20 protein-coding genes are annotated in these 24,335 nt (G+C 73.4%); 12 read left to right on the top strand and 8 right to left on the bottom strand.

Going from position 1 to position 24,335, the window contains the following annotated elements; translation table 11 throughout:
- Positions 1-97: 97 nt before the first annotated feature.
- The gene (locus ACFYUV_RS17515) at positions 98-1,501 is read right to left on the bottom strand and encodes an alpha/beta hydrolase (RefSeq protein ID WP_387669602.1); all 1,404 of its coding nucleotides are present in this window, start codon (positions 1,499-1,501) and stop codon (positions 98-100) included.
- A gap of 127 nt (positions 1,502-1,628) precedes the next feature.
- Here ACFYUV_RS17515 and ACFYUV_RS17510 point away from each other — a divergent pair, with 127 nt between their 5' ends.
- A complete protein-coding gene (locus ACFYUV_RS17510; protein WP_387669601.1) occupies positions 1,629-1,997 on the top strand; it encodes a hypothetical protein in 369 nt (122 codons plus the stop codon).
- A gap of 185 nt (positions 1,998-2,182) precedes the next feature.
- On the opposite strand, the gene ACFYUV_RS17505 is transcribed toward ACFYUV_RS17510, so the two are convergent.
- Positions 2,183-2,602 carry an SRPBCC family protein gene (locus ACFYUV_RS17505; protein ID WP_352330618.1) on the bottom strand — a complete coding sequence of 140 codons (420 nt, stop codon included), beginning with the start codon at positions 2,600-2,602 and terminating at the stop codon, positions 2,183-2,185.
- A gap of 179 nt (positions 2,603-2,781) precedes the next feature.
- On the opposite strand from ACFYUV_RS17505, the gene ACFYUV_RS17500 reads away from it, so the two are divergent.
- The 5 genes from ACFYUV_RS17500 to ACFYUV_RS17480 all read left to right on the top strand — a co-directional run bounded on the left by ACFYUV_RS17500 (position 2,782) and on the right by ACFYUV_RS17480 (position 13,931).
- Positions 2,782-4,419, top strand: a complete 1,638-nt coding sequence (locus tag ACFYUV_RS17500; protein WP_387669599.1) for a TIGR02677 family protein — start codon at positions 2,782-2,784, stop codon at positions 4,417-4,419.
- A complete protein-coding gene (locus tag ACFYUV_RS17495) occupies positions 4,416-5,642 on the top strand; it encodes a TIGR02678 family protein (protein WP_387669597.1) in 1,227 nt (408 codons plus the stop codon). The genes ACFYUV_RS17500 and ACFYUV_RS17495 overlap by 4 nt, the downstream gene beginning before the upstream one ends.
- On the top strand, positions 5,639-9,709 hold the full coding sequence (locus ACFYUV_RS17490) for a TIGR02680 family protein (protein WP_387669596.1): 4,071 nt from the start codon (positions 5,639-5,641) through the stop codon (positions 9,707-9,709). The genes ACFYUV_RS17495 and ACFYUV_RS17490 overlap by 4 nt, the downstream gene beginning before the upstream one ends.
- A gap of 61 nt (positions 9,710-9,770) precedes the next feature.
- Complete coding sequence (locus ACFYUV_RS17485) at positions 9,771-11,327, top strand: beta-N-acetylhexosaminidase (RefSeq protein WP_387669594.1); 1,557 nt, start codon at positions 9,771-9,773, stop codon at positions 11,325-11,327.
- Positions 11,328-11,348: 21 nt separating this feature from the next.
- Complete coding sequence (locus ACFYUV_RS17480) at positions 11,349-13,931, top strand: hypothetical protein (RefSeq protein ID WP_387669592.1); 2,583 nt, start codon at positions 11,349-11,351, stop codon at positions 13,929-13,931.
- A gap of 97 nt (positions 13,932-14,028) precedes the next feature.
- Here ACFYUV_RS17480 and ACFYUV_RS17475 read toward each other — a convergent pair whose 3' ends face one another.
- From ACFYUV_RS17475 to ACFYUV_RS17465, 3 genes are all read right to left on the bottom strand, one after another.
- Positions 14,029-14,988 (bottom strand): carbohydrate kinase, encoded by a 960-nt coding sequence (locus ACFYUV_RS17475; protein WP_387669590.1) that lies wholly within the window; start codon positions 14,986-14,988, stop codon positions 14,029-14,031.
- Positions 14,989-15,132: 144 nt separating this feature from the next.
- Positions 15,133-15,708 carry an SRPBCC family protein gene (locus tag ACFYUV_RS17470; protein WP_387669589.1) on the bottom strand — a complete coding sequence of 192 codons (576 nt, stop codon included), beginning with the start codon at positions 15,706-15,708 and terminating at the stop codon, positions 15,133-15,135.
- Positions 15,705-16,019: an ArsR/SmtB family transcription factor gene (locus tag ACFYUV_RS17465; RefSeq protein WP_387669588.1), complete on the bottom strand. Its 315-nt coding sequence runs from the start codon at positions 16,017-16,019 to the stop codon at positions 15,705-15,707. The genes ACFYUV_RS17470 and ACFYUV_RS17465 overlap by 4 nt, the downstream gene beginning before the upstream one ends.
- Positions 16,020-16,522: 503 nt before the next feature.
- Here ACFYUV_RS17465 and ACFYUV_RS17460 point away from each other — a divergent pair.
- On the top strand, positions 16,523-17,113 hold the full coding sequence (locus ACFYUV_RS17460) for a hypothetical protein (protein ID WP_387669586.1): 591 nt from the start codon (positions 16,523-16,525) through the stop codon (positions 17,111-17,113).
- Between the two features lie 112 nt (positions 17,114-17,225).
- Here the strand turns inward: ACFYUV_RS17460 and ACFYUV_RS17455 are convergent, their stop codons facing one another.
- Positions 17,226-18,038 carry an SDR family NAD(P)-dependent oxidoreductase gene (locus ACFYUV_RS17455; protein WP_387669584.1) on the bottom strand — a complete coding sequence of 271 codons (813 nt, stop codon included), beginning with the start codon at positions 18,036-18,038 and terminating at the stop codon, positions 17,226-17,228.
- 172 nt (positions 18,039-18,210) lie between these two features.
- Between ACFYUV_RS17455 and ACFYUV_RS17450 the strand changes: the two genes are divergently transcribed.
- Together ACFYUV_RS17450 and ACFYUV_RS17445 are read left to right on the top strand one after the other, a co-directional pair.
- Positions 18,211-18,690 (top strand): winged helix-turn-helix transcriptional regulator, encoded by a 480-nt coding sequence (locus ACFYUV_RS17450; protein WP_387669583.1) that lies wholly within the window; start codon positions 18,211-18,213, stop codon positions 18,688-18,690.
- Between the two features lie 29 nt (positions 18,691-18,719).
- The gene (locus ACFYUV_RS17445; protein WP_387669581.1) at positions 18,720-19,526 is read left to right on the top strand and encodes a GNAT family N-acetyltransferase; all 807 of its coding nucleotides are present in this window, start codon (positions 18,720-18,722) and stop codon (positions 19,524-19,526) included.
- A gap of 88 nt (positions 19,527-19,614) precedes the next feature.
- Here ACFYUV_RS17445 and ACFYUV_RS17440 read toward each other — a convergent pair whose 3' ends face one another.
- Positions 19,615-21,042, bottom strand: coding sequence for a PLP-dependent aminotransferase family protein (locus tag ACFYUV_RS17440; RefSeq protein WP_387669579.1), 1,428 nt, complete (start codon positions 21,040-21,042; stop codon positions 19,615-19,617).
- A 69-nt stretch (positions 21,043-21,111) separates the two neighbouring features.
- Between ACFYUV_RS17440 and ACFYUV_RS17435 the strand changes: the two genes are divergently transcribed.
- From ACFYUV_RS17435 to ACFYUV_RS17425, 3 genes are all read left to right on the top strand, one after another.
- Positions 21,112-21,564: a carboxymuconolactone decarboxylase family protein gene (locus ACFYUV_RS17435; RefSeq protein WP_358286094.1), complete on the top strand. Its 453-nt coding sequence runs from the start codon at positions 21,112-21,114 to the stop codon at positions 21,562-21,564.
- An 87-nt stretch (positions 21,565-21,651) separates the two neighbouring features.
- Positions 21,652-22,848, top strand: a complete 1,197-nt coding sequence (locus ACFYUV_RS17430) for an MFS transporter (RefSeq protein WP_387669577.1) — start codon at positions 21,652-21,654, stop codon at positions 22,846-22,848.
- Between the two features lie 170 nt (positions 22,849-23,018).
- Complete coding sequence (locus ACFYUV_RS17425) at positions 23,019-23,216, top strand: hypothetical protein (RefSeq protein ID WP_387669576.1); 198 nt, start codon at positions 23,019-23,021, stop codon at positions 23,214-23,216.
- 266 nt (positions 23,217-23,482) lie between these two features.
- Here ACFYUV_RS17425 and ACFYUV_RS17420 read toward each other — a convergent pair whose 3' ends face one another.
- Positions 23,483-24,307 carry a PIG-L family deacetylase gene (locus tag ACFYUV_RS17420; protein ID WP_387669574.1) on the bottom strand — a complete coding sequence of 275 codons (825 nt, stop codon included), beginning with the start codon at positions 24,305-24,307 and terminating at the stop codon, positions 23,483-23,485.
- Positions 24,308-24,335: the final 28 nt, after the last annotated feature.

Here is a 24,335-nt window from a genome sequence, read left to right as displayed (position 1 = left end):
CCGGTCGTGCCCGCCGCGCAGGCGCGGCCAGGGTTGACCCGAACGTCACCAGTCCCTCACCCGCCCATGAGCGGGTGAGGGAGCGAGGCCCACGCCCTCAGACCCTCGCGCAGGCTCCCGGGCGCGGCGCGCGAGCCGTGATCACGTACCGGTCGATCTGCCGGTCCAGGCAGGACGAGCTTCCCTTGTACGCCGTGTGCCCGTCGCCGTCGTGGGTCAGCAGCACGCCGTGCTCCAGCTGCCCGGCCAGCCGCCTGGCCAGCTCGTACGGCGTGGCCGGGTCACGCGTCGTGCCCACCACCACGATCGGCGGCGACCCGTGGGCGCGCACCTTCCTGGTGAACCCCTTGCCCTTGACCGGCCAGTACGCGCAGCGCTGCTCGGGATGGTCCAGGCAGTTGACGGCCGTCAGCGCCTCGGTGCTGTTGTCGTAGCTGCCGTCGGGACGGCGTCCGTGGTTGACGTCGGCCAGGGCGAGCATGGCCGTGCCGTCGCCCTTGAAGGCGAGGGTGAGCGCCTGGCGCAGGTAGGGCCAGCTGTCCCTGGCGTACATGGCCTGGTTGACGCCCGCGCGCAGGATGGCCTCGTTGACCTGCCTGCTGTCGCCGTCGTTGCGCAGCGGCGCCCGGTCGGCCCGCTTGTAGAGCGCCTCCAGCCGCCTGGTCGCGGCGGCGACGGTGTGCCGGGGGAACGGGCAGTCCCTGGCCCTGAAGCAGTCGCGCAGGAACGACTCGCGGGCCAGCCGGAACCCCCGCTCCTGCGCCGCGCCGAACTCGGCCAGCGTCTGGCCGGGGTCCTCGGCGCCGTCGAGCACCATGGCACGGATCCGGGTGGGGAACAGGTCGGCGTAGCGGGCGCCCAGGTAGGTGCCGTAGGAGAAGCCGAAGTAGGTCAGGCGGGCCTCGCCCAGGGCGGCCCGCATCACGTCCAGGTCGCGGGCCACCTCGCCGGTGCCGACGTGCGCGAGCAGCTGCTTGCCGGAGTTGGTCGCGCAGCCCTGGGCGAAGATCTTCATCCACGCCTTGGCCCGCTTGACCTCGGCCGCGTTGTCGGGGGTGGGGTCGGCGGCGAAGTAGGCGTCCAGGCCGAGAGGGGACAGGCAGCGCACGGGGGCGGAGGCGCCCACGCCGCGCGGGTCGAAGCTGACCACGTCGAAGTGCTGCCGGACGGCGGCCGACATGACGGTCTTGTCGGCCTTCAAGATGGTCGTGCCGGCGCCGCCGGGGCCGCCGAAGTTCAGCACGATCGAGCCGATCCGCCGGCCGGTCGCGGGCAGCCGGACCATGGCGATCCCGATCCGCCGGCCGCCGGGCTTCGCGTAGTCGAGGGGCACCGTCAATTTCGCGCACTGGAACCCGCTGCCGCACCCCGACCAGGCCAGGCGCTGACCGTAATAGGCGTTGAGCCCGCCGTTCGCGGCCGCGTCCGCGGCTCCGGACAGGCCGGCCGCGGCGATCAGACCTGCGAGTACGGGGGAAAGAATCGTGATTAAACGTCGCATAATCAAAAGTTGACGGGAATACCTTGCGAGCCCCTTTAAGCGTGGTGGCACAGATCATTTGCAAGAAGCGCGCCGGGCTGGGTATCGAGCAGGTCATCCGCACGACTACCAGGGGGAACAGGCCGCCATGTCGAAGCAGAACCGTCCCGTCGAGGGCGAGCACAAATACGAGCAGCACGTCACCTCGACCGACGAGCACGAGGAGCGGCCCGGCCGCAGCCTCGTCACCACCGACCACGACGTGATCCAGGAATGGGCGCAGGAACGCGGCGCCAAGCCCGCGACCGTGCCCGGCACCGAGCACCAGGGCAGGGCGGGCGTGCTCCGCTTCGACTTCCCCGGCTACGGCGGGGACGACCTGGCGGAGATCACCTGGGAGGAGTGGTTCGAGACCTTCGACCAGCGGAAGCTGAACTTCATCTACCAGGAGCACAAGAAGGACGGCAAGCAGAGCAACTTCTTCCGGCTGGAGAACCCGGACCGCGAGGACGCCTGAACCCCGGAGGGGCGGGCCCGCCCCCGCCCGCCCGCCGGGCCTCTGCCGCCCCCGCGAAGAGCCGCCCCCGCGAAGAGCCGCCCCCGCGAAGGCCACCTTCGAGTAGAGCCGCCCCCGCTTGCGCGCCGGACTCAGCCGCTCCCGGAGAAGCGCGCCGTCCGGCCGCGCTCAGGAAGGGCCGTCGTTCAGCCGCCTTCGGAGACCCGGCGGGTGACCTCGTCGGCCAGCCGGTCGAGGGAGCGGTCGAGCAGCTCGCGCACCTCGCCGACCCTGGCGCTGGAGGCGGGCTCGTCGAGCAGCGACAGGTGCACGGTCACCTCGCTCGTGCCGGCCGCCGAGTCGGACACCTGCAGCCAGCCCGCGTAGTCGGGGTGGTCGCGGCCGCCCCACTCCACCCGGAGCTGGTCCTCCTGGGCGCGGAACAGCCCCTCGTGCCGCCCGCTGCCGGGCACCAGCTCGCCGCCCGCCTCGACGGTGCCCGCCCCGCCGTCGCCGACCCACAACCCCTGCGGCAGCCACCGGTCCATCAGCTCGACGTCGGACGCCACCCCGAACACGATCATGCTGTCGGCCGGCATCCCGCGCGTCGCCTCGATCTCCGCCATCACAGGCCCCCGTCCTCCCCGAATGCCGCCGTACCGGGCGCGGACCGCGCCGCCTGCCACCGGCAGCCGAACGCGGCGACCATACCCGTGGCATCTGCTCGCAAACCGGCCCCCGCGGTGCCCGTCTCTGCCACTACGGTGGCTCCGGTGAAACCGCGGCGAGAGGGGAGAACGGCGCGATGGCGGAGCTGCCACGAGTGCCGCCGGAGATGTTCCGGTTCGCCACCACTGAGCGGGCGGATCTGCACACGGCCCTCCTCGGCGTCCTCGGCGCCGCCGCCGAGCGCCTGGAGCCCGCGCTGACCGCCGGCGAGGTCCGCGACCGGCTGCGCGACCGCGGCTGGTACGCCCCCGTCGGCGAGCACGACCTCACCGGCGCGCTGCGGCAGCTCGCCGGCTGGCGGCTGGTCGAGGTCGTCTTCGACCACGCCGCCGGCTTCGCCACCGCCGAGGAGTACGAACGCGGGAACCTGCGCTACGCCCTGACCGCCCAGGGCGAGGCCGCCCACGCCGGGCTGCGGCAGGCGTCGGCGACGCTGGCCACCGCGACACCGGCCTCGGGGGGCGCGCTCCACGCCGCCGTGCTCGACGCCGTCGCCGACCGGCTGGAGGAGCTGGAGGCGCTGCTGGCCGACCCCGACCCCGGCCGCGACCGACGGGTGTTCACCTGCCTGCGGGAGCTGGAGTGCCACCTCGACGGGCTGCGCAGCGACACCGTGCGGCTCAACGGCGAGCTGCGGCGGCTGCTGCGCGCCGACGGCGCCGGTGTTGGCACGTTCCACGAGGCCGAGGCGGCCACGGTGGCCTACCTCCAGGAGTTCCTGACCGGGCTGGAGCAGCGCGGCGAGACGGTGGCGCGGGCGCTGCGCGGCGTGGCCGCCCGGGGCGTCGGCGTCCTGCACACCCGGGCCCTGGCCGGCGCCGACCTGCCCCGGATCCCCGGAACCGACCCGGCCACGCCGTGGCTGGCCGCCCGCGCCGCCGCCTGGGCCGAGCTGCGCCAGTGGTTCGACCCGGACCTCGTCCCGGCCCCCGAGAGCGGCAGCACCGGAAGTGGCGGCACTGGGAGCGGGGGCACCGGGAGCGGGGGGACCGGGAGCGGGGGCGGGCCCCGGTTGCGGCGGCTGCAGGAGGTCGCGGGCGAGGCCATCGTCACCCTGCTCGGGCTGCTCGACCGCGTCACCGCCGCCCGCCGCCCCGCCTCCGGCGCCGCCGCCGACTTCCGCGCGCTGGCCCGCTGGTTCGCCACCGCGCCGGCCGAGGACGACGCCCACCGCCTCTGGGACGCCGCCTTCGGCCTCGGCCCCGCCCGGCACGCCCACCTCGGGCACGCCGACGCCGAGCTCGTCCCGGCCGGGACGCCCTGGGCGGAGGCCGGGCCGGTGGCGGTCTCGGCGCTGCTGCGCTCGCGGGGCAGGACCGAGCGCATGGGCCGTACCGGGCGGGTGCGCGACGTGGCCGCCCTGCGCGCCGAGCGCCGCGCCCGTGCCGAGAAGGAGCACGCCGGGCTGGAGGCCGCCTGGCGGGCGCTGGCCACCACCGGCTCGGTCCGGCTGTCCCAGCTCGGCGCGCTCGACCACGACACCCTCGGCCGGCTGCTCGACCTGCTGGGCCGGGCCCTGGCCGCCCGTCCCGACGCCACCGGCCTGCGCCGGGCCGTCACCTCCGACGGCCGGGTCGAGGTCGTGCTGCGGGCCCCCGGCGACGGCGCGGTCGCGGTGCTGCGCACCTCCGAGGGCTGGTTCCGCGGCCCCGACTACCTGCTCGACGTGCGCTCCCCGGGCGCCCGCGACCACGGGAGGGCCGAAGGGGCATGAGCAGCCTGGCCAACCAGCTCGTCAGGGCCGAGAAGGAGGAGATCGCCCGCGCGATCAGGACCCTCCTCGCCCGGCCCTTCCTGGCGGCGGACGACGAGCCCGCCGCCTTCGCGGTGATCAGGAAACGGCGGGAGCCGCTGACCCGGTGGTTCGACTACTTCTGCGGCTGGCGGCTGGTCGTGGAGCCCCGCGAGGGCTACGCCCGCCTGGTCAAGGTCGGGTCGCGGCCGACGGCCACCCGCCCGGCCCGCCGCCGCGCCGGCGGCCCGCCGTTCGACCGCCGCCGCTACACGCTGCTGTGCCTGTGCGCGGCCGAACTGCTCGCCGCGCCGGTCACCACGATCGGCATGCTGGCCGGACGGGTGGCGCGGGCGGCGGCGGTCGAGCCCGGCGTGCCGCCGTTCGACCCGGTCAGCGCCGACGAGCGGGCCGCCTTCGTCGACGCGCTCGAACTGCTCGAACGGCACGGCGCGCTCACCCCCACCGACGGCACGACCGACGCCTACCTCGGCGACGAGGAGGCCAAGGTGCTCTACCGCGTGGACACCACCCGCGTGATCAGGCTGCTGGCCGCGCCCGTCCCGCCCTCCCGCCTGCCCGGCGCGGCCGGCGACCCCGTGGCTTCCACCGTGGCTCCCACCGTGGCTTCCACCGCGGCGCTCACCGTCGAGGCCCGTTACGGCGGCGACGAGCCCACGGAGACCCAGCGCGTCCTGTGGGCCCGCCACTCCGTCATCCGCCGCCTGCTCGACGAGCCCGTCGTCTACCGCGACGAGCTGACCCCCGCCCAGGCCGCCTACGCCGCCTCGCTCACCGGCCGCCGGATGATCCGCAGGGCCGCCGAGGAGGCCGGGTTCGTGCTGGAGGAACGCGCCGAGGGGCTGCTGCTCGTCGACACCGAAGCCGTCGCCACCGACACGAGGTTCCCCGACGACGGCGGCCCCGCCAAGGTCGCCGCCCTGCTGCTGCTCGACCTGCTGGTCACCGCCGGTCCGCTGCCCGCAGGACGCCTCGACGAGGAGGCCGCCGAGCTGCTGCGGCGCTTCCCCCAGTGGGCCAGGGCCTACCAGTCGGACGGCGGCGCGCCCCGCCTCGCGGCCGACGCGCTGGCGGTGCTCGCCATGTTCGGGCTGGCCCGCCGCACCGGCGACCGGGTGGCCGCCCTGCCCGCCGGAGCCCGCTACCGGGTCGATCGCGGCCCGGCCGACACGGAGGACGCATGACCGTCACCGAGCTCACGCCCGCCCGCACCGCTCCGGGCATGGACCGGCGCTGGATGCCCGTACGCGCCGGGATCCTCAACGTGTGGCGCTACCACGACGAGGTGTTCGAGTTCCACCGGGGCAGGCTGCTGCTGCGCGGGCCCAACGGCAGCGGCAAGTCCAAGGTGCTGGAACTGCTGCTGCCGTACGTGCTGGACGCCAGTCTCAAACCCAGCAGGCTGTCCACGTTCGGCGGCACCGAGCGGACCATGCACTGGAACCTCATGGGCGAGGGCGCGAGCGGCGTCACCCGCGTCGGCTACGTCTGGCTGGAGTTCCAGCACGCCGACGGCCGCTGGTTCACCTGCGGCGCCCGCCTCCAGGCCACCGCCCACACCAAGAACGTCACCGCCGCCTACTTCACCACCGGCTCCCGCGTCGGACTGCCCGGCGGCGTCCGGCTCACCGGCGACGGCGGCCAGCCGCTGACCAGGGCCCAGCTCGCCGACGAACTGGGCGAGGCCGGGACGGTCCACGAGTCCGCCGACGCCTACCGCGCCCTCGTGCGCCGTACCCTCTACACCGGGCTCAACGAGCAGCGCTACGACTGCCTGCTCACCGCGCTGCGCCAGCTGCGCACCCCCAAACTGTCCGAACGCCTCGACCCCGGCCTGCTGTCCGACCTGCTGTCCAGCGCCCTGCCGCCGCTCGGCGAGGGCGAGATCCACGAGATCGCCGACGGGTTCGAGCGGCTCGACCGGCAGCGCGAGGAGCTGCGCCTGCTCGACCGCGACGTGCAGGAGGCCGACCGGCTGGCCGACGTCCAGCGCGGCTACGCCCAGAAGGTGCTGCGCGCGGCCGCCGCCGCGGCCCTGGACGCCGGGCAGGCCGTCGACGCCCTAGCCGCCGAGGTCAAGGCCGGACGGGAGGCGCTCAAGCAGGCCGGCGACGAGCTGGCCGCCGCGGCCGTCCGGCTGTCGGAGGAGGAGGCGCAGGAGCTGGCCCTGGCCGCGCAGATCGACGGGCTGAAGGAGAGCGAGGCGTACCGGTCCGGGCGCGACCTGCACCGGCTGCGCACGCAGGCGCGCGAGGCGCACGAGTCGGCGGCCCGGCTGCGCGACCAGGCCGGGGCGGCGGCCCGCGGCGCGTCGGCCAGGCAGGAGCTGTCGTTGCGCGCGGCGGCCGTCGCCCGCGTCGCCACCGGCCTGGCCGACCGCGCCCGCGCCGAGGCCCGCCGGGCCGCCGAGCGCGCCGGGCTGCTCTCGGTCCACCTGGAGTGCGAACGCCCGGTTCCGGATCACTCGGGCGCTCAGCCGGGCGGCGAGGGGGAGCGGGGCGACGACGGCGAGGAGTCCGTGCGCCGCGCCCGCGAGCTGCTGCGCGCCGCCGTCACCAGCCGCGCCGGGCAGATCCGCGAGGTCGCGGCGGCGGCCGTCGAGCACGAGGAGGCGATCGGCCGCCGCACCACCGCCGAGCACGACCGCGACCGCGTCCGCGACGACCTGGCGGCCGCGACCGCCGCCCACGAGCAAGCCGGCGCGACCCGCGACGAGCGCGCCCGCGACCTGGCCGCCGCCCTGGAGGAGTGGGCCCGCGGCTGCGCCCACCTCCGGCTCGACCCCGAGGAGCTGGCCGGTCTCGCCGACCGGTCCGACCAGGCCGACGAGCTGGTCGGCGCGGCGCGCACGGCGGCCGCGGTCCGGCTGGCCGCCCGCGAGCACCACCTGACCGGCCTGCGCGACCGGCTGCACGCCGAACGCGCCGAACTGGCCCGCGAACGCGAACGCCTGGCCGACCGGACCGCCCTGGAGCCGCCCCCCTCGCCCGCCCGCCCCGCCTCCCGCTCCGGACGGCCCGGCATGCCGCTGTGGCGGGCGCTCGGCTTCCGCTCCGGCGTCGACCCGGTCACCCAGGCGGGCGTCGAGGCGGCGCTCGAAGCCTCGGGCCTGCTCGACCTGTGGCTGCTGCCCGACGGCGGCATGGACCCCGGCGAGCACGACGCCTTCGCCGCCTCCGCCCTGGCCCGGCCCGCGCCCGGCCACAGCCTGGCCGCCGTGCTGTCCGCCCAGCCGGGCGCCCCCGTCTCGGCCGAGCGGGTGCTCGCGGGCGTCGCCTTCGCCCCCACGGCGCTCGGCCTCGACCACCCGGCGGCCGTCGGCGCCGACGGCACCTGGCGGCTCGGCCCGGCCGCCGGGCGCTGGGTCAAGCCGGAGCCCGCCTACATCGGCGACGCCGCCCGCGAGCGCGCCCTGCGTCGCCGCGTCGCCGAGCTGGACGACCGGCTCTCCGACCTGGCCGGCACGATCGCCGAGTGCGACCACCTGTTCAGGGTGCTGGCCGGCGACCGCGACACGCTCGCGGCCGAGCTGCGGCGACGGCCCGACCGCAGGCCGTACGACGGCGCCGCGCGGGCGCTGGACGCGGCCGTGGGCAAGGTCGCCCTGCTGGAGGACCAGCTCCGCGCGCACGAGCAGCGCCTGCACGAGCGCGAGAAGGAGGTGGGCAGGTCGCTGCGCCGGCTCACCGAGCTGGCCGCCCGGCACGCCCTGCCCGCCGCCCGGCCCGCGCTCGACCGCCTGGAGGCCGCCCTGCGCGCCGCCGAGACCACCGGCGCCGTCTGGCACGACCGGCGCGGCGACGCCCGCGCGGCCAGGGAACGCGCCGGCCAGGCGGCCGAGACCGCCCGCGAGTACCAGGACCTGGCCGTACGGGCGATGGAACGGGCCGAGGAGGCGGCCGACGCGGCCGTCGTGCTGGCCGAGAAGCTGGCCGCCGTCGAGCCCGCGGCCGGCGGCGAGGAGCTCGACCTGCTCGGCCGGCTCCAGGACGCCCAGACCGCCCACCAGGGCTGCCGCCGCCGGATCCGGACGATCCACGACGACACGGCCCGGCTCAACGCCCGCCTCGGACGGCTCAGAGGCGAGCTGGGGCAGGCCGAGGAGAAGCACGCCGAGGCCGGGCGCGTCCGCGAGGCGGTCTGCGAGCGCCTGCGCCGCCTGCTGGCCGGCCACCTGGCCGCCGACGCCGGCCTCCCGGCCGGGCCCGCCCCCGACGCCGGGGTGCGGGCGGTGCTGGAGGCGGCCGGGGACGTGGCCGGGCGGCTCGCCGCGGTGCCCCACGAGCAGCGGACCGTCAGGGAGGCCGAGGCCCGCCTGCGGGACGCCTTCCACCACGCCAGGGAGGTCCTAGCCGGCCGCGCCGAGCTGGAGCTGGCCCCCGACGAGGACGTCCAGGTGCTGACCGCCACCGCCGGCGGCGTGCGAGCGGGCGCGGCGGCGCTGGGCAGGGCGCTGCGCGGCGAGCGCGACGAGCGGCGCGGCGACATCACCGAGGCCGAGCGCGACCTGTTCGACCGCACGCTCGCCGGTGACACGCGGCGGCACCTGGCCGACCGCATCCGCCAGGCCGCCGCGCTGGTCGAGGGCATGAACCAGCGGCTCGAACGCGTCCGGACGGCCTCGGGGGTCGCGGTGCGCCTGGTGTGGCAGGTCGATCCCACCCAGTCGCCGGCCACCCGCGCGGCCCGCGAGCTGCTGCTGCGCGACCCGGCCGGGCTGAGCGAGGCCGACCGCGAGGCCCTGTACGCCTTCTTCCGTGACCGCGTCGAGGAGGCGCGCGCCGACAACTCCTCGGCCGGCTGGGAGGACCAGCTCATGAAGGTGCTGGACTACACGTCCTGGCACCGGTTCGTGGTCCGCCTCGACCGCGGCGACGGCCAGGGCTGGCAGGACCTGACCAGGAAGCTGCACGGCGCCCTGTCCGGCGGCGAGAAGGCCATCGCCCTGCACCTGCCGCTGTTCGCCGCCGTGGCCGCCCACTACCGCACCGACCCCGGCTGCCCCCGGTTCATCCTGCTGGACGAGGTGTTCGTGGGCGTCGACCGGGCCAACCGCGGCCAGGTCTTCGACCTGCTGGTGAACCTCGGGCTCGACCTCGTGCTCACCTCCGACCACGAGTGGTGCGAATACCGCGAGCTGGACGGCATCGCCATCCACCAGCTCATCACCGGCGACGGCGACGACGCGGTGACCACGGCCCGCTTCGTGTGGAACGGCTACCGGACCGTCGCCACCGAGACCCTTGATTAGAAAGGTTCTTTACCACCAGCGATCGCGTCCGTATGGTGGGGGCAACCCTCGGGAGGCGGTCATGAAGATCCGCACCGCTGCGGTCGTGCTGACGACCCTGCTCGCCCTGTCGGTCCCTGCCTCGGTGACCGTCTCGCCCAGTGCCACGGCGGCGGCCGCCGTCGCCTTCGGCGCGATCGTGCCCGCTCCGGTGAGCGCGGTCCCGGCGGCGGGGGTGACGTACCTGATCACCGCCGCGACCGCCCTTTACTCCGACGCGCCCGAGGTGGGCGAGCAGCTCGCCGCGCGGTTGCGCCGCTCCACCGGCTATCCGGTCCCGATCGTGACCGCCCCGCCGGCGGACGGGATCGCGCTGCGGCTGGGCACGGTGGCCGGCGGCGAGGAGGCGTACCAGCTCGACGTGACCGCCACAGGGATCGTCGTGCTGGCCAACGCGCCCGCCGGGCTGTTCAACGGCGTGCAGACGCTGCGGCAACTGCTCCCGTACGCCGCCGAGGCCGGCACGGTGCAGCCGGGCCCCTGGCCGGTGCCCGGTGGGCGGGTCGTGGACCGGCCGCGCTACCCCTGGCGGGGCGCGATGCTCGACGTGGCCAGGCACTTCTTCCCGGTGGACGCGGTCGAGCGGTACCTCGACCAGATCGCGCTCTACAAGATCAACCGCCTGCACCTGCACCTGTCCGACGACCAGGGCTGGCGCATCGCGATCGACTCCTGGCCCCGGCTGGCCTCCTACGGCGGCGGCACGGCGGTCGGCGGCGATCCCGGCGGCTTCTACACCAAGGCCCAGTACCAGGAGATCGTCGCCTACGCCGCCGCCCGGAACATCACCGTGATCCCGGAGATCGACATGCCGGGGCACACCAACGCCGCCCTCGCCTCCTACGGCGAGCTCACCTGCGACGGCGTCGCCCCGCCGCGCTACACCGGCACGGACGTCGGGTTCAGCTCGCTGTGCACGTCCAAGGAGATCACCTACACCTTCGTGGACCAGGTGATCGGCGAGCTGGCCGCGCTCACCCCCGGCCCGTACCTGCACATCGGCGGGGACGAGGCGTCCTCCACGACGCCGGCCGACTATCGGGCGTTCGTCGACCGCGCGCAGGGCATCGTGGCCGCCCACGGCAAGACCGTGATCGGCTGGCACGACGTCGTCAACGCCACCCCGCTGCCCTCCACGGTCGTCCAGTACTGGGGCAGCGACCCCACCGAGACGGCGGTCTCGACGGCGGGCCGGAAGGTCGTCATGTCCCCGGCGAGCCGCGCGTACCTGGACATGAAGTACAACCGGCGCACCCCGCTCGGCCAGACCTGGGCGGGCACGATCGAGGTCAAGGACGCCTACGGCTGGGATCCCGGCGCCTACCTCAGAAGGCTCCCGCCCGAGCAGGTGCTCGGCGTCGAGGCGCCGCTGTGGACCGAGACGCTCAGGACGTCGGCCGACCTCGAATACATGGCCTTCCCCCGCCTGCCCGCGCTCGCCGAACTGGGCTGGTCCCCTTCCGCCACGCACGACTGGACCGCGTTCCGGCAGCGGCTGGGCGCGCAGGGCCCGCGCTGGCGCGTCATGGGGATCGCCTACTACCGCTCCACCCAGATCGCCTGGCCCTCCGGTTCGTAGGAGCCCCCTCAGGAGCTGCGCATGTCACGATCGATCAGATGCGTCCTGGCCGTGCTCGTCCTGCTGCTCGCCTCGGGGGTGGTGAGCGCCGGCAGCGCCGTCGCGGCGGCCGGTTCGACCGAGCTGGCCTCGGGCTGGGCGCTGCGCCCGGCCACCGGCCTCGCCGACACCGGCGCGGCGATCTCCACGCCCGGGTACGCCACCACCGGCTGGCACCCGGTCACCCTGCCCTCGACCGTCCTGGCCGGGCTGGTCGCGAACGGCGTCTACCAGGACGTCTACTTCGGCCAGAACCTCAAGAACGTGCCCGACCTGACCACCCAGGACTGGTGGTTCCGCGGCGAGTTCACCGCCCCGGCCACGGCCCCCGGCCAGGTGTACTGGCTGCGTTTCAAGGGCCTCAGCTACCGCGCCCAGATCTGGCTGAACGGCGTGCAATTAGACGCCGCGGCCGTGGGCACGTTCGTCGGCCACGAGTACGACGCCACCGCCGCGATCCGGCCCGGTGCGGTCAACGCGCTGGCCGTCAAGGTCACCCCGCCGCGCCACGACTGCAAGGACCTGTCCACCTGCACGGTCGACTGGAACCCCGAGGCCCCCGACATGAACGCGGGCATCTGGAACACGACCCTGCTGGACACCACGGGCCCGGTGGCCCTGCGCGACCCGTACGTGCGGACCACCCTGTCCGGCCCCGCCGCCGACCTATCCGTCTACGTGGACGCCGTCAACGCGACGAACGCCCCCGTCACCACCACGGTCAGCGGCACGATCACCAAGGCGGGCCGGCCCGACCTCACCTTCTCCCAGGCCGTCACGCTGGCCGCCCGCGAGCGCAAGGAGGTCGCCTTCGCGCCCCTGCACGTGAGCGATCCGGTGTTGTGGTGGCCGTACCAGTTCGGCAGCCCCGAGCTGTACCGCCTGACGGTCAGCGCGGGCGCCTCCGACAGCAAGACCATCGACTTCGGCATCCGCCAGGTCACCGACTACCGCACCACCGTCAACGGCACCTCGTTCGCCGGATACAAGATCAACGGCCGGCCGATCCTGCTGCGCGGCGGCGGGTACGTGTGGGACCTGATGCAACGCTGGGACACCAGGACGAACGCCGCCCACATCGCCTACGTCAAGGACATGGGCCTGAACACCATCAGGCTGGAGGGCACCCTCGGCAACGAGGAACTGTACGACATGGCCGACAAGGCGGGCATCCTGGTCATGCCGGGCTTCGTCTGCTGCAGCGCCTGGGAGGACGACAGCGCCTGGACCGCCGAACAGGAACAGGTCGCCCGCGCCTCGCTGGACAGCCAGCTCCGCTCGCTGCGCCACCACGCCTCGGTGTTCCTGTGGACCTACGGCAGCGACCAGCCGCCGACGGCCGCGCACCTGGCCGCGTACAAGAGCGTGGCCACCGCCCTGCACTGGCAGAACCCCACCCTGGACAACGTCGCCACCTGGTCCAACGCCGACGCCGGCATGAAGATGGACGGCCCGTACGTGTGGGAGCCGCCGGTGCTGTGGTGGGACGAGAGCCGCAGCGGCGGCGCGTACGGCAGCACGGGGGAGGAGGGCACCGAGTCGCCACCGCCCCTGGAGACGCTGCAGCGCTTCCTCGCGCCCGCCGACGTCTGGCCCATCGGGACGGCGTACAACTACCACGCCGGCAAGCCGGGCAGCGTGTTCGACACCATCGCCCCCTACAGCACCGGCCTGGCCAAGCGCTACGGCACGCCCGCCTCCGCCGCCGACCAGTCCCGCAAGTCCGAGGCGCAGAACTACGAGAACGCCCGCGCCTTCTTCGAGGCGTGGAGCGCCAGGCAGCACGTGCGCTCGTTCGGCTCGATCTTCTGGATGCTGAACAACGCCTGGCCGTCGGTCCACTGGAACCTCTACGACTACTACCTCAAGCCCGGCGGCGGCTACTTCGGCACCAAGAAGGCCACCGAACCCGTGCACATCGCCTACGACTACCTGACCCGGGCCGTCCACGTGGTCAACTCGACCCTCACCACGCGCTCCGGGCTGACCGCCACGGTCTCCGTGCACAACCTGCCGGACCTGGCCCAGCAGTACACCGCCTCGGCCCCCGTCACCGCCACGGCCAACGCGGGCGTCCAGGTGCTGACGATCCCGGCGCTGACCGGGCTGTCGCGGACGTACCTGATCAGGCTCCAGCTCAAGGACGCCGCCGGTGCGAAGGTCAGCGACAACGTCTACTGGTACTCCACCGCGCCCGACACGCTCGGCAACAAGAGCAACTGGTACCGCACCACGCCGAAGACCTACGCCGACCTCACCGGCCTGAACGCCCTGCCCGCCGCCGACGTCGCCGCCACCGGCGTCCGCGCCGTCTCCGCCGGGACCGAGACCGTCACGATCACCCTGCGCAACCCGTCCGGCCTGGCCTTCCTCGTGCGCCCGGAGGTGGTCGCGGACGGGCGCGAGGTCGTCCCGGTGACCTACACCGACAACTACGTCACGCTGTGGCTGGGGGAGAGCACGACCATCACGGCCACGTACCGCACGAGCGACCTCGGCGGCCGGCAGCCGGCGCTCCGCGTGCGCGGCTACAACGTCCCCACCACGACCGTCCCCCTCACCTGACCCGCCTTCTGGAGCACGAGGCTCGCCTTCTCGTCCACCAGGCCCGCCGACCCGGGCGGGATCCCGGTCGCTTGCCGGGGTCCCGCGCGGGCGGCGGTCAGGGGGTTGCCAGCGCCTCGGCCCAGGGCGGGTTCGCGCCCGCCACCGAGCACGTCAGCGCCGACACCCGGGCCGCGAACGACGCGGCGGCCACGGCGGTGTCCAGGTCGAGGCCGTCGAGCCGGCCGCCGAGCAGGCCGCGCGCGCCCAGGTCGTGCAGGAGCCCGGCGGTGAAGGAGTCACCGGCGCCGACCGTGTCCACGACGACGACCTCAGGCGCCCGCACCTCCGCCCGTTCGCCGTCGAGGGACACCAGCGCGCCCGCCGCCCCGCGGGTCACCACGACGAGCCGGGCCCCAGCGGCGTGCCAGGTGTCGCAGGCCCGTTCCACCGGCACGCCGGGCATCAGGAAGCGCAGGTCGTCCTCGCTGAGCTTGAGCAGGTCGGCCCACCGGCACCAGCGCTCGACCCGGTAGTCCTCGCGGGCGGCGAGAGTGGGCCGCACGTTGGGATCGACCGAGACCGTGGCCTGCGCGGCGGCCGCGCGCGCGAACTCCTCGACCGCCGCCCGGCCCGGCTCCCTCACCAGCGCCAGCGACCCGGTGTGCAGGCAGGCGGCCGGGCCGAGCCGGGCCGGGGTCAGCTCGTCCCGGCTCCACTGCCAGTCGGCGGTGCCGCCCGCGTAGAAGGTGTAGGCGGCCTGGCCGCCGCCGTCGAGCGCGGCGACCGAGAGCGTGCTCGGCTCCGCGGCCTCGACGGCCGCCGACAGGTCCACGCCCGAGGACGCCAGCCGTTCACGGAACAGCGCGCCGAACACGTCGCCGGAGATGCGTCCGAGGAAGCGGGCCGGCGTGCCGAGCCTGGCCAGCGCCACCGCCGTGTTGGCCGGGCCGCCGCCCGGCAGCACCCGCAACCCGAGCTCGCCGCCCTGCCCTGCGCCGCCTGCTGCGCCGCCCCCTGCGTCGCCTGTCGCGGTGGTGAAGCCGTCGGCGACGCACTCGCCCAGAACAGCGATCATCGAGCCTGCCTTCCTGGCGCGCGCCGCCGATGCAGTACGCCCCGGGCGGCATCGACGTCTCCGGATGGGAGCTCATCATCGCAGCCCGGCCGCCTTCTCCGCCCCTGTCGGCTCCTGGGCCGCGTCCGGCGTGGTGCGGGCCCGTCAGGAGTGCTGGTCGCCGTCCTTCAGGTGGCCGGGCAGGCCGGTGTTCGGGACGTCGAGCTGCCGCGCGTACCGGTCGTTCAGCTCCGACCAGCCGAAGCCGACCGCCGCCGCACCCCGGATCGGCGGGATCGGCCGCCCTTCGAGCAGCCTGTCGGCCACGTCGAGGCAGAGGTGCCATCCGGCCGCCACCTTCGGCAGCAGGTCGCGGTCCAGGACGGTGTGCCGCAGCGTCAGACGCGTGCCGCCACCGGTCGCCGCCAGCTCCCACCGCAGCAGGTCGGTGCCGAACGTGTACTCCAGCAGCGTCTGCGGCTGGACGCGGACGACCTCTGCCACCAGGTCCTGAGGCTTCTCGTCGTCGATCACCGTGAGGGTCGCGCCGCCGGCCTCGGAAAGATCACGGTCGGCGGTGTACGGCGCCCACGCCGCGAGCTGTCCGGGCTCGGTCAGCGCCCGCCACACCTTCTCCGGCGGATGCCGCAGGTCGCGGACGAAGACGAGGGTCCAGCGACCTTCCGTCACCTCGCTGCCGACCTGGGCCGGCGGGCTCGGGCGGTACGCGTCTGGGGTCATGGCTGCTCCAGGTTGTCGAGATGGCGCTCAAGGGCGTCGAGATGCGTGTCCCACAGGGCCCGGTACGGCTGAAGCCAGTCGTCCAGCGCCTGGAAGGGGCCGGCGTGCAGGCGGTAGATGCGCCGCTGCGCCTCGGTGCGGCAGGTGACGAACCCGGCCTCCCTGAGCACCTTCAGCTGCTTGGACACCGCGGGCTGGCTGACACCGAGCGCCTCGACCAGCTCGTTCACACTGCTCTCGGCCATCCGGAGCCGATCGAGGATCCGACGCCGGGTCGGCTCGGAGAGCACGGAGAACGCGTCGACGGACATGCCTTCATATTCCCGTTCGGGTATATGCCTGTCAAGGAATACACGCGTGCATCCCTTGTCGGCGGGCCCTTCGGCGAGCCGCGGAACTCGTCGCAGCTCGCGAGATCCCCTCGGCTCGCGAGGTCCCTTTGGGGCGGGAGGTCTCCTCGGCTGTGTCGCCCCGCCGGATTTCTGGCCCGAGAACGGGTCGTTCGCCCGCGTCCGTTTCGCGGAGGGGGCGTCCGAGGGTCCTGTCTCGGCGGTCGCGGGGGCCGGGATTCCGGTCGGGCATGTGGTTTTTTCGTGTCCGTCCGAGGGCTCGCTAATGTTACCTCTTCGTGATGTGCGGCGCTGGCGAACGATTTGTCCCGAGAGGGGGTCTCTAGAGGAGATTAGTTGCCCGACTTTTCGTTTTTATGCGGAAAAGTGGGACAGCGCTGCCCGATCATTCTTGTGGTTACGATTCCTTCGTCCAGTCGTTCTGCGGAGCGGAGGGGAAGAAGGGCGCCATCGATTCCCACGATTTGGCCGAACTCGAAAAGCGCCGAAACGACCCCGACTTCGCCGTGGCGTTCGCCGCCGTGATGCCGCCGCGCCAGCTCAAGAGCCTTCTGGCCGGTCTGCGCCGCGCGCATGCCATCCAGTCCACCAGCCTCGACAGGCTGGCCAGGGCGCTGAGTACGCTTCTCGGCACCGCGTCGCGCGCACCCGGCGCGGCCAGGATCTCGACCCCTTACGTTCACCGTCTGCTCGAAAACCTGGATGACCCGGAAACCGGTTTCGCGCTCGGGCAATTGTTGCGATACGGCTGTTTCGCCGACGTGTTCCTGCGCGACCTCGCCTTCAAGGTCTACGACTACGAACGCAGTCAGCCTCCCGCGTCCCCCTACTGGCGGAACCTCTGTCCGGACTCGCGGCCGATGTGCGCCATTCCCCTGGACGAACGCGACCCCATGGCGGCCGTCATGGCCGCCCTGTCCAACCACCCCCGGGCCGCCCGCGAATTCCTGACGGACGAACGGCGGGACCCGCTGGAATATCTCCTCTACGAGCGCTTCTGGCCCGGAAGCACCGAGGCGTACCTCGACCAGGCGATCGACATCGCGGGCCTCTGACAACCCCGGACCGCAGCTCGCGGCGGCACGACCGCACCCACCGCGCCATGATCAAGTTCATCCGCGCCCTCACTGCCCCCGCAGCCCGGTGAACGTCCTGGCGAATCCGAACTCAGTCGACGATCGCGCCGCTGGTCAGGTTGGCGATCGTCCCGGTCATGGCCCCCGCTCGATCCGACGCCAGGAACGCGGCCGTCTCCGCGATCTCGGAGAGCGTCGGCAGCCTCTTGAGCAGCGTCCCCTGCGCCATCGCCCCGCCGTCGAGCATCTCCTCGACCGACTGTCCGGTCGCTGCCGCCGCCTGCTCGAAGAGCTCCTTGGTGTAGGAACCGGCGGCCGGCGCATCGACGACAGCGTGGGGACGGATGCCGATCACCCGGACATTGCTCGGTGCCAGCTCCGCGGCCAGAACCCGGGAGAACGCCTCCTTGCCGGCCGCGCTCACGGCGTGTCCCAAGATGCCGCCAACGGCCAGCTTGGCGCCCGGCTCCGACAGCGTCAGGATCACACCGGGACGCTCGCCCCCCATGTGCCGGGCCACAGCCTTGCTGGTGATGAACAGCGTCCGCAAGAAGCCGTCGATCGGCCGCATGAACTCCTCCAGCGACAGATCCGCCAGCGAGGTTCCCTGGTCGTGCTGGACGCTCACGGCGTTCACGGCGATGTCGATGCCGCCGGCCGTCGCCGCGACCGCGGCGGCGTGCTTGTCGACCGCCTCCTGGTCGAGCACGTCGACCCGCGCCGTCTCGACCTTTCCGCCCGCGGCGGCGATGTCACGCGCCACGGCGTCGAGCTTCGCCTGCGTCCGCCCGGCGATGAACACCCGCGCGCCTTCCCTGGCGAAGACCCGTGCGATGGCGCCGCCGATCGCGCCGCCGCCTCCGTAGAGCACGGCGTTCTTGTCCTTGAGCAGCAATCCACTCATCGGTGACCTCCACATGATCGTTGTTCCGGACGGGCCGGCGGGCTCGCTGGTCACGCCGTGGTCGTGGCCATGGAGCCGTGCACCATTTCCAGAGGAGCACTTGCGTGATGCAAGCGACATTAGAGGGGTAGTCTTGCATCACGCAAGTGCTCCTCTGGGAGGTGGGGTCGCCATGCTCGGCAAGACCTACGACACGCAGGTGTGCTCGGCCGCCAGGGCGCTGGAGGTCGTCGGCGAGCGATGGAGCCTGCTGATCGTGCGTGACGTGCTGTTCGCCGGAGCGACCCGGTTCGCCGACTTCCAGCGCCTGGGCATCGCGACCAACATCCTGGCCAAACGCCTGGACAGCCTGGTCGACGCGGGCGTACTCGAACGGCGATCGAGCAAGGAGCAGCCCGACCGGGGCCGCTATGCCGCGACCGCGAAGGGGCTCGACCTGGCACCCGTGATCATCGCGCTGACGCAGTGGGGTGATCGATGGGCGGCACCCGACGGTCCGCCCATCCTGTATCGGCACACCGGTTGCGGCGGGGCCATCAGCGAGCAGACCACCTGCGGCACCTGCGGCGAGGTCACCGACCTCGGGCAGATCCACGTCGTCCACGGTCCCGGCTTTCCCGAGGCCCTCATGGCCTCCCGGACCCCGCGGTGACACTCCGCCCCGGGAGATGAGGGCTCGGCGTGCATGATCACTCACTCGTCGAAGCCGACCTGCTGGACAGGATGGAGCGGAACCTGGCGGAACACGCCTGCCACCTGCACCGGAGCATGACCGGCGCGACCGTCACGGAGACCGATGACCTCCTGGTCGCCGACAGCGGCCTGGACGACGACACCTTCAACATCGTCGCCGCGGCCCGCTTCACCGTCGCCGACGCCACGGCCCGCATCAGCGAGACCGCTCGGACGTCGGCTCGCACCGGCCGCCGTTTCTCCTGGTGGGTGGGGCCCGCCTCGACACCGCCGGACCTCGGTGCCCGCCTGACGGCGGCCGGTCTGGCGGCGTCCGAACGCGAGACGGCGATGTGGGCCGAGCTGGACGGTGCCCTGCCGCCGCCCGCCGTCCGGGGGCTGGACATCCAGCGGGTCGCCACGCCCGGACAGCTCGCCGACTACGCCACGGTTCTCGCCGCGAACTGGGATCCGCCCGCCGACACCGTCCGCCGCTTTTTCGCCCGGGCCGCCCCGCAAGCGCTGGCCGCACACTGCCCGGCCCGGTATCTGGTCGGCTACGTGGACAGCCGTCCGGTCTGTTCCGCCGAAGTGTTCCAGCACGCGGGGGTCGCCGGCATCTACAACATCTCCACCCTGGCCGCCCACCGCCGACGGGGCTACGGCGGCGCCATCACGCTCGCGGCACTGCGTACGGCCCGCGACCGAGATCACCGCGTCGCGGTCCTGCAGGCGTCGGCCGACGGCGAGCCCGTCTACCGCCGCCTGGGCTTCCGCCCCTGCGGCCACTTCACCGAACACCCCGTCAACCCCTGAACCCCGGGCGCTGGTTCACAGCCTCGTCAAGGGCCGGGCCCGCGGAGGCCCTGAGCGCGACCGGGCGACATGGCCTGGGAAGAACGCGCTACGGCCGGGGCGTCATCTGAGGGCGTGCCTCGTCAACCCCGGTGTCACCGGGGGCCGGCAGGGCCAGGCACAGGGCGTCCAGCGCGGCGGCGAACGCGTGCTCAGCTGGTGTGCCGTACCCGACGACCAGGCCGTCGCGTGCCGGCATGGCGCTGTCCGGATGCCGGTAGGGACCCAGGCCGTCGAGGGCGAGGCCGAGGCGGCGGGCGGCGCGCAGGGTGGCCTCCTCCGTCCCGGGGGGAAGGTCGAGCACGGCGTGCAGGCCTGCGGCGATGCCGCTGACGGTGATGTGCGGGGCGCGCTCGGCGAGCGTGGCCGTGAGCAGGCTCCGGCGGCGCCGGTAGATCGCGCGCATCCGGCGCAGCTGGCGGTCGTAGGCGCCGCAGGCGATGAAGTCGGCCAGGGCGAGCTGGTCGGTGACGCTCGACCAGAACTCGCGCGAACCTTTGGCGGCGAGCACGTCGTCCACCAGCCGGGTGGGCAGCGCCATCCAGCCGAGCCGCAGCGATGGGGACAGGCTCTTGCTGGTCGAGCCGAAGTGGACGACGCGGTCGGGGTCGAGGCCCTGCACGGCGCCGACCGGTTCGCGGTCGTAACGGAGCTCGCCGTCGTAGTCGTCCTCCAGCACCAAGCCGCCCGTGGCGCGGGCCCAGTCGATGGCCGCGGCCCGCCGCCGGGCGTGCAGGGCGCCTCCGGTGGGGTACTGGTGCGCCGGCGTCAGCAGGACCGCTCGCACGTCTGTGGCGGGAAGGTCCTCGACCCGGGCGCCGTGGGCGTCCACGGTGAGCGGGACGGTCCTCAGCCCGGCCTCGGTCAGCAGGGAGCGGTGGAAGGCGAGCCCGTAGGCCTCGACGGCGACCGGGCCGCGCAGTACCTGGCACAGCAACCGCAACCCGTGCGCGTACCCCGAGCAGATCACGATGTGCTCCGCCGTGGTGCGTACGCCTCTGGTGCGCGCCAGGTAGTCCACCAGCGCCTGACGCACCTCGGGCCGGCCGCGGGGGGCGCCGACGCCGAAGGCGTCGCTGGGCGCGGCGGTCAGCGCCCGCCGGGCCGACGTGGCCCAGGCCGAGCGGGGGAAGGCGGCGGCGTCCGGGGAACTGGGCGTCAGATCGTGGACGATCCGCGGGCGGGACGGACGCGCGGGAGCTCGCCGCAGGTCCGGTTCCACCGGCGCGGCGCGGTGCGCGACCTGGGTGCCCGAGCCCTGACGTGCGGTGAGCCAGCCCTCCTCGACGAGCTCGGCGTAGGCGGCGGCCACCGTGTTGCGGGCGATGCCCAGGTCCACGGCGAGGGCGCGGTAGGGCGGCAGCCGGATGCCGGGCGCCAGCCGTCCCGACCGGATGGCCTCGCGCAGGGCGCGCATCAGCCGTACGCGGGCGCCGCCGCTGCCGGTGAGCTCCAGATGCAGGTCGCTGCCGCTCACGAATTGGCCCAGGAAAGAGACATGAGAATGCACCATATCGTGGGCCGATCACGCTCCTAGCGTGATGGCATGACGAACGTTGCCATTGCCGAACGGATGAACCTCTCGCGTGTGGCCCCCAAGGTCTTCAAGGCCGTGCTGGCCCTGGACGCCGTGGCTCGCGAAGGGCTGGACCCCGTGCTGATCGAGCTGGTGCAGATCCGCGCCTCGCAGATCAACCGGTGCGCGTACTGCATCGACTACCACACCGGCGACGCCCGCCGGGCGGGTGAGAGCGAGGCGCGGATCTACCAGCTCAGCGCCTGGCAGGAGGCCGGCCTCTACACCGCGAAGGAGCGCGCCGCTCTGGCGCTCACGGAGGCGGTGACCCTGCTGCCGCGAGGAGTCGAGGACGAGGTGTACGACGAGGCCGCGCGGCACTTCGACGACAAGGAACTGGCCCAGCTCATCGCGCTGATCTTCACGGTCAACGCCTGGAACCGCATGAACGTGACCACGCGCAAGACCCCCGGCACCGAGTAAGCGCCCCGTGTCCCTGTTTCCGGGCGGTGGCCGCCTCGTCGCGGCCACCGCCCGCGCCTTGACCACACCCGGAGAGGCCCCCACCCCATGACCACCATCGACGCAAGCTCGCCGGACGCGGCCCAGGGCCCCGGCCCCTCACCGGTCCGGGGCTGGTCCGCGATCCTCGCCGTCACGCTGGGCATCTTCGCCCTGATGACGTCCGAACTGCTGCCCGTCGGACTGCTCACCCCCATCGGCGCCGCCGTCGACCTGTCCGAGGGCACCACCGCGCTGATGGTCACCGTGCCCGGGCTGGTCGCCGCCGTCGCGGCGCCGCTGGTCACTGTGGCCACCGCCCGGATCGACCGCCGCCTGGTGCTGGTCGTGCTGATCGGCATCGTGGGCGCGGCCAACCTCGCTTCCGCCTTCGCCACCAGCTTCGCCGTCGTCCTGCTGGCCCGTTTCCTGATCGGCATCAGTGTCGGCGGCTTCTGGTCCCTGGCCGGCGGCATCGCCCTGCGCCTGGTGCCCGAACGCCACGTGGCCCGCGCCACCGCGGTCGTCTTCGGTGGCGTCGAAACCGCCTCCGTGCTCGGCGTGCCCGCCGGCACCCTGACCGGTGACCTCGCCGGCTGGCGCACCGCGTTCGCCGCCGTCGGCGTGCTCGGCCTGATCTCGCTGGCCTGCATGGTCATCGTGATGCCGAAGGTGGCGCCGCAGCGCACCCTCACGTTCGCAGACCTGCCGCGCGTGCTGCGCACCCACCGCGCCGTCCGCACCGGTCTCGCCATGACCTTCCTGGCCATCACCGGGCACTTCACCGCCTACACCTTCCTGCGGCCCATCCTCCACGACGACGGCGTCGCCGACGGCATGATCAGCGTGCTGCTGCTCGTCTTCGGCGTCGCCGGCATCTGCGGCAACTTCCTCGCCGGCGCCCTGGTCACCACGCGCCTGCGGCAGACCGTGTGCGGCATCGGCCTGCTGCTCACCGCCGCCATGGCCGCCGTGGCGATCGGCAGCCACGACGTCCGGTCCGCGGCTGCGATCCTGGTCGTCTGGGGACTGGCGTACGGCGCCGTCCCGGTCACCTTCCAGACCTGGATGCTCAACGCCGCCCCTACCGCCACCGAGGCCGCGTCCTCCCTGTACGTCTCGACGTTCAACCTGTCCATCGCCCTCGGCGCCTTCGCCGGCGGACTGGCGGTCGATGCCGCCGGCCCGGTGAGTGTGCTGTGGATCGGCGGCGCCCTGGCCGTTCTGGTGCCGCCGCTCGTCACCGTCGCGGGCCGCCGGACATGACGACGGCCCGCACCGCCTCAAGGCATCACCCTTGGTTCGCTCTACGTCGAGGGCGGACACCGTTCCACGGGTGAGTGCAAACGGGTAGGCACGCGAAACGCTGCAACGAGTGGTCCCGTGGATGCCGACCCTGGCCATCGATATCACTCACTGCAGGCGAAACTTCTGCGATGCTCGCCGCGCGAGTGGTGTTGAGGTGTGTCATCAGGCGGCTCGGCACCGACCGCTCAGCACGTCTGCTCGACCACATCCGCGCCGACCTCCGACAGCACGGCACCCCCGAGGAGGTCGCCGAACTCGACGCCGCCGAGAGGGAGCTGTCGGAGCGCCGCGCCCGCGAAGGGGGCAGACCCCCGAAGGCCGGCTGAATCCACGGGCAGCACGAGAGCTGCAACGAGCTCCAGCATGAGAGGCGCACGGAGGTCGTCAGATCGCATGATGGTCTTCGCGGTGCTCGGCGAGCCGGCCCCCGGCGTCGTCGGCCCGGATCCGGTCGCTCGACTCGAACCGGCTGCGGCACCGGGAACGGTCGTCGGGATGTCCGGCCGTGCCGCACTCACGCTTGCCGGCGTCGGACCGGGACCGCGACTCGGCGAAGATCCGGCACCGCCGGACAGTCCGGCGGGAGGGAGGGTCAGGGGCGGAGGCCGGTGAAGAGGTCTTCTTCGTGGTCGGGGGCGTTGACCTTGTTCAGCTTCCGTTCGAAGGCCTCGTGGGAGAACGCCTGGTGCTGGGCCTCGTCGGGCATGCGGAGGAGGAAGATGTTCTCGCCCTGGCTCTCGTGGGCCTTGAGGGCCTTGAGCTTGCGCTCGACGTAGGGGGTGACGTCGACGACGGCGTTGACCCGCTCGTCGGGGGTGCCGAAGTCGTCGGACGGCTCGAAGCCGCCCAGGTCGACGCCGCTGTCGCGCATCAGCTCGAACATGCGCTTGATCGCCGCCCGGGGGATCGCCGTGTAGTAGAACTTGTCGGGGATGCCGGTCGCTTCGACGGCGGCCACCGTGATGCGGTGGGCCTGCACGTGGTCGGGGTGGCCGTAACCGCCGCCGCCGGTCTCGTCGTAGGTGACGACCACCTGCGGGCGGTAGCGCTCCATCAGCTCGCCCAGCCTGGCGGCGGCCACCTCGACCGGCACGTTGGCGAACGCGTCGGGGTGGTGGTTGGTGTCCCAGCCGTCCATGCCGGAGTCGCGGTAGCCGAGCAGCTCCAGGTGGTCGATGCCGAGGTGCGCGACGGACTCGCGCAGCTCGGCCAGCCGCCGCTCGGCCACCCTGGTGGCGTCGTGACCCTCCTCGCCTGGTTTGACGCCGCCCGTGTCGTCACCCTGCTCGCCGTTGGTGCAGGTGACCAGCACGGTGCGGATGCCCTCGTCGGTGTAGCGGGCGAGGACGCCGCCGGTGCTCAGGCACTCGTCGTCGGGGTGGGCGTGGACGACCATCAAGGTGAGTTCCCGATCCATGAAGGGAACCCTACTCGGCGCGTGCGAC

It is taken from the genome of Nonomuraea sp. NPDC003560, from assembly GCF_042878785.1.
Taxonomy (GTDB): Bacteria; Actinomycetota; Actinomycetes; order Streptosporangiales; family Streptosporangiaceae; genus Nonomuraea.
Note: the sequence above shows the minus strand (reverse complement) of the source record. Positions and strands in the feature narration are given on the sequence as shown.